This is a genomic window from Ruegeria sp. HKCCD6647-2 (genome assembly GCF_057221075.1).
The window spans coordinates 1-4,819 of the sequence record NZ_JBWVBD010000022.1; the positions used below are offsets into that span (position 1 = coordinate 1).

General features: G+C 48.7%; 5 protein-coding genes and 1 pseudogene. All 6 read left to right on the forward strand.

Going from position 1 to position 4,819, the window contains the following annotated elements; genetic code table 11:
- The first annotated feature begins 269 nt into the window (after positions 1–269).
- Positions 270–536 (forward strand): hypothetical protein, encoded by a 267-nt coding sequence (locus AC2TDJ_RS21150; RefSeq protein WP_480844653.1) that lies wholly within the window; start codon positions 270–272, stop codon positions 534–536.
- 179 nt (positions 537–715) lie between these two features.
- Positions 716–985 (forward strand): annotated as a pseudogene (locus AC2TDJ_RS21155) (Imm63 family immunity protein); the annotation flags it as partial.
- 72 nt (positions 986–1,057) lie between these two features.
- Positions 1,058–1,723: a hypothetical protein gene (locus AC2TDJ_RS21160; RefSeq protein WP_480844654.1), complete on the forward strand. Its 666-nt coding sequence runs from the start codon at positions 1,058–1,060 to the stop codon at positions 1,721–1,723.
- Between the two features lie 102 nt (positions 1,724–1,825).
- On the forward strand, positions 1,826–2,461 hold the full coding sequence (locus AC2TDJ_RS21165; RefSeq protein ID WP_480844655.1) for a hypothetical protein: 636 nt from the start codon (positions 1,826–1,828) through the stop codon (positions 2,459–2,461).
- 237 nt (positions 2,462–2,698) lie between these two features.
- Positions 2,699–2,926 (forward strand): hypothetical protein, encoded by a 228-nt coding sequence (locus tag AC2TDJ_RS21170; protein WP_480844656.1) that lies wholly within the window; start codon positions 2,699–2,701, stop codon positions 2,924–2,926.
- Between the two features lie 866 nt (positions 2,927–3,792).
- Positions 3,793–4,674, forward strand: a complete 882-nt coding sequence (locus tag AC2TDJ_RS21175; RefSeq protein WP_480844657.1) for an SDR family oxidoreductase — start codon at positions 3,793–3,795, stop codon at positions 4,672–4,674.
- The last annotated feature ends 145 nt before the right edge of the window (positions 4,675–4,819 follow it).

Genomic DNA, 4,819 nt, shown 5'->3' on the forward strand with positions numbered 1-4,819 from the left:
AGACCCTCTCTTAGCTCACGCCGCTATCTGTCCCAAAATCCCTGACGACGGACACTCCCGAAGGTACTCAAATTCATATTGGTCGAGTAGCCCCACAGCCCGTTGGATCGACAAATCCCAAATATCGAGGTGGTGCTGATCAAGTACTGTTGCCTCGGGATTATCCGGACGCTTGGATTAAATCTGTGCGCGACGGAAAGACTGGCAAAACCTATACGCTTGATGAGTTCAAATCCGCATATCCCGAGCAGTTCAATTGAGGTGATGTAATGCGAAGTGAGAGAGAAGAGGAGCTTTTGGGGCTTCTGGTAAGAATTCAGGCAGAAATCGCCCAGGCAAAACGCGCCACAATTTACAAAGGTTTGGCAAAATCTATCAATATCCTGCAAAATGAGGATAGAAATGGATATGCTAAAATTGGCAACCATCTACTGAATGACTTCAGGATGTTATATGATAACAGACACGATACTGAGACCCTCAACGAGAATTTTGATCGTGCATGTGAACTAGCTGAGAACCTTTCGAAATCGTGAGCGAGAATGCGCGAGGTCAAGAGAGGTGAACTATAGTGGGCGTTTCAATCAATTTCATTCAGCAGAAGGTATGGGATCTGGCCTCAAAAATTGACGCACCTAAATCGTGCACTACGGTTTTTTCTACGTCGCCGCAGGACGGCCGGCCACATATAGAAATCTAGGGAGATCAATTTCGACTTGTCTACGAAGAGCGGGGCAATGTGTTCGCTGAGAAGACCACGCAGAGCCTCGATCAACTTCTGTATTGGATATTTTGCTCGATCACATCGCAATTGGCACAAGAATATGAATTGCGACATCGTGACGGCTGCCAAGGCACCCGTAGGATTCTGTTCCGCAAGCAGTTGGAGTTGATGAAAAAGCTCTCATCAGCTTGGTATAGCCTTCTAAAGGATGAAATCGAAAACATCCTCGCTGAACACCCTTTCAATGACGAGAGAACTTAATTCTTCCTTCGAAGAAATTCACCCAAACAGCCCCTATCGGGGGCTGAGTTTTTTTCATGAAAGGTGCAAACTGTGTCGATCACCGGCAGATGTTACATACTGATCTTTTTAGCAAGCCTTGGAACGCTTCTGACGGCGTCAGCCTCTGATGGCGAGGAAGGTTCGAAACTGCAAAATGGGAATGCGCGCGCAAGTTTCCAACAAGCATTCAACATGTTCAAAGAAATCTGCCTGGATGCGCTTCCCGACTTCAGACGATCTAAAGACTACGCTTCCGAAAAATTTGGAGCATCATTTGATGATCGAAAGGACAGAACTTGGACACCTCTCAGCTCTGGCAGTCTTGTTAAATCTGTGACTATTTCCAGGGGCGATGAATGCTCGGTATACTTGGACGTGGATGGCAGGGATGAACAATTATCCAAGAAATTTCGAACCCTATTACCTGATATTCCTTCATCAGGCATCCACTATATAAGTGCAGGAATGGGTGATGATGTAGATCATCTTGCGAAGTGGCAGTATCTAATTCGTGCCGATGAGAACACTGACTATAGACTGCTTAAAGAATACCGATATGTAAATACGAGGTTGGGAGGTCGTGCGACTTTAACTTTAAGTGTTGCTTACCATAGGTTTGAATGCACGGTCACAAGGGAACAATTGGAGTTGTTCGGTTTGACCGGTGCCCCTCCGCGAGAAGGATTACTACTGTCACATGCCGAAAGATGGTGTTGAATTTTGTGCCAATATTTCCTCAGCGCGTAATCCGGTTTTGAGCGGGTGTTTTCAGCAAAGCGAAAATAAAAAAGTAAGAGAAATGGAACGAGTGCAATTAGCGTGAAACGCATTCCATTACGTGCTCAGTTTGCCGTGGATGTTACTAGCATCAAAAATAATAGCCTAAGTTGTGATTATGACGAACTATTCACGTATAGGAAGGTAGCAAGACAAATGCGAAAGTATGCACGTGGTTGTTGGCTGAGCGTTGTACTGGGCTTCAGCGTCATATCAATCGCATCGGCCCAAGGTAGTCAGGTGGAAGATGGAGCGCACCGTCTTCTGGAAGCATTCGAGGTGGTTTGCTTGGAGCATTTCCCAGAATTCAAAGGATCAATTGACGAGTCAAAGAACGCTTATGGTCTTTCTGAGGGGTTGCGAGACGATGGGTTCATCTATTTAGGAAACGGAGGCTGGTTAGATGTGGTCATTCGTCCGGGAAGTAAGTGTCGGGTCAACTCTTTCGGTGTGGAGATTCCAAGCGATGTCGAAAGCCAAATTATTGAAATGCTAGAAGACTACAACATCGAGCAAAAGCGAGAGCCTAAAGTATTTGGGGGTCCAGGAGACACATCTCATATGGTTCTAGGAAAATGCGAAATGGATGGTCGTGAGGTCCAATGGTTCCTGAAGAGCTCAAGCCGTGGGCCACACATTCACCTGGAGATGACAGTTGAAGATTTGCTGGGCCCGTGATGCGTTGTACTGTACTTCGCTTCGTTTTTGTCGGCTTTCGATTTGGAAATCTCAGCGAAAACGCTTTTTTGAGTCTGTCATTTTTGTCAGCTTCCGTTTTTTTCAGCGGATTACCATAGCAGAGTATTGGTTACCGTCGCCTGACCAAGTCAGTGTCGTTGACACCGCCCAAAAACCGCCGAAGTTCGCTCTTCGATTGTACCGAAACAAATACACGCGCATGTAGGTAGGAATCAAATGGGTGGTTTTATTGTTGTGATTGTTGCGGGTTGTTTTGCAAAAACCTGGCGACAGGCATTGATCTTCGGCGCTGTCGCGGGCGCTCTGGTCTCAGCCGCGTTGCTATACGCGGGGACATATTCTGGATCTGTTGCCTTTGCGATAGCTGTACGAGTTGGTATTTCGATGGGATTATCTCTACTCACATTTGCCATGGCAGAGTACGCAAAGACTCCTGCCAAGTAATTGGCCCGTGGCGTTCGACTTATCGCTTCCACAAGAAGGAAAGGGCAGAGTTCCGCGCGTTTCCTGACCGTGGATAGTGATTGGCGCATACGCGGCCAATGGCCAAAGGTGCTACGAAACTTGGCGATCTCCGCGCTTTTGGCCGTTGGCCCCAGGGATCGTTCGCGCTTAATCCCAATAGGATTGGGCGGCAGCCTCATTGGGATTCAGCCGTCAATCTAGTGAGAATACGCACTTTTCCCGAAACGTGGATTTCCCAATGGGATTGCGTGGTCACACAATATTTGCCTCACTGCGCAGAAGATGATTTGCGCGACCCGATCCGAGTGATCCGCTCAACCAGAGATCGCTTCACATAACACCCCTTCAGCGACGTTCGCGGTTCGTTACAGCCCAAGAATTCAGCGCAGGGTTGTGTGCGCAGCTGAGTCTTGTAAAGACTGTAAACTGCGTCGTACGCTATTAATCAACCTGGGGAAAACGTATCGTTGGGTGGCCGCTCACTTTGCCAAGAATCGATGTAGGACAGCACCTTCGATCCGTTCAATCGGCAATACTTAGCATATCGAACGCTGCAACTGATCAGACGTGACCAAGTCTCAAGTGGCCACACAGCCGTCATTCGCTGCATTAGCAGCGTTGTGCGCACCTAACAGCAACTTTGAGCAGACTCCGGACTTTGCAAAGTCGGCGTCGCTTCGCGAACGCAGACACAGTTCCTGAATGACTTCAAAGTGCACGTTTTCCTTGAAATCGTAAGGCTCGATCCTTCGTTTGTCCTCGTAATATCTATCAATCAGATGGATCGTAATTAAACGCATTGCAGCTAAACCTGTAGAAGCGTCGCTGAAACAGGAGATACTACCATGACCAAAAAGATCACCATCATCGGCGCCACGGGCCATCTGGGGCATCGCGTGACCGCAAAGCTTGTTGAAAATGGCTCGGAAGTGACTGCCATAGTGCGGGATCCAGAGGCGGCGAAATCCGCGCTGCCCTCTGATGTTCGGCTTGTTCAGGGCGACGTGTCAGATCCGGCCGGCCTGAGATCCGCCTTGCAGGGATCTGAGACGCTGTACATCACCCTGAACACCGAGTCGCTGGACACCAGCCTGCCGTTCCACACGGAACGGGAAGGTGTGATCAATATTGTCGAAGCCGCAAAAGAGGCAGGCGTTCAGCACATCATGCAAATTGCAGGGGTCGACACTGCCTATCCAGAGTTTTCGACCGAAGGTATGGCCTATGGCACAAATGCAATCCGCCAGGTCGGCATCGATGCCATCAAGGCATCGGGCATTCCCTATACATTTTTCTATTGCTCTTTCTTTTTAGATTCACTGCCAAAATTCCTAATGGACAACCAACTGGCCGTCATCGGAAATCACGTTCATCCAATTTGGTTCACAAATTCCAGCGATCTGGCGGAACTGATTTTTAATGCCATTGGTAATGATGCGGCCAAAAACAGAGAGTTCGCCGTTCAGGGTCATCAAGCCAAGACGTACACCGAGGGGGCAACCGAGTTTCTGGAAACCTACGCTCCCGAGGCTGAAGTCATCCAGTTGCCTATGGAGGCGGTCGGCCAGATGGGGTTGCCGGAAGAGCAGGCGGCATTCATCGAACACTTGTTGACATTCGTGCAACAGCTACGTGAAGAACAAGTGGATGGCGAAACCCGTGAGGTCCTTGGATCTCCGAAACATACCATTGCATCCTTTGCAAAGGAGCTTCGCGACGAAGCCTAAGCCTTAGTAGAGTTCTGAATAATGGAGTTTTCAGCCAGCAGTTCATTCAGCTTGGCAGTTGCTTGGCCCATGGGCTTTTCGAAAGACCAAACCATATCCACCGAGCGTTCGGCATAGGGTTTGGTCTCGAATTGCAATGGCAGGA

Bases quoted from the DNA above. Each gene is read 5' to 3' on its own strand.
- AC2TDJ_RS21170 (WP_480844656.1), top strand. From the start codon at position 2,699: ATGGGTGGTTTTATTGTTGTGATTGTTGCGGGTTGTTTTGCAAAAACC.
- AC2TDJ_RS21175 (WP_480844657.1), top strand. From the start codon at position 3,793: ATGACCAAAAAGATCACCATCATCGGCGCCACGGGCCATCTGGGGCAT.
- AC2TDJ_RS21150 (WP_480844653.1), top strand. From the start codon at position 270: ATGCGAAGTGAGAGAGAAGAGGAGCTTTTGGGGCTTCTGGTAAGAATT.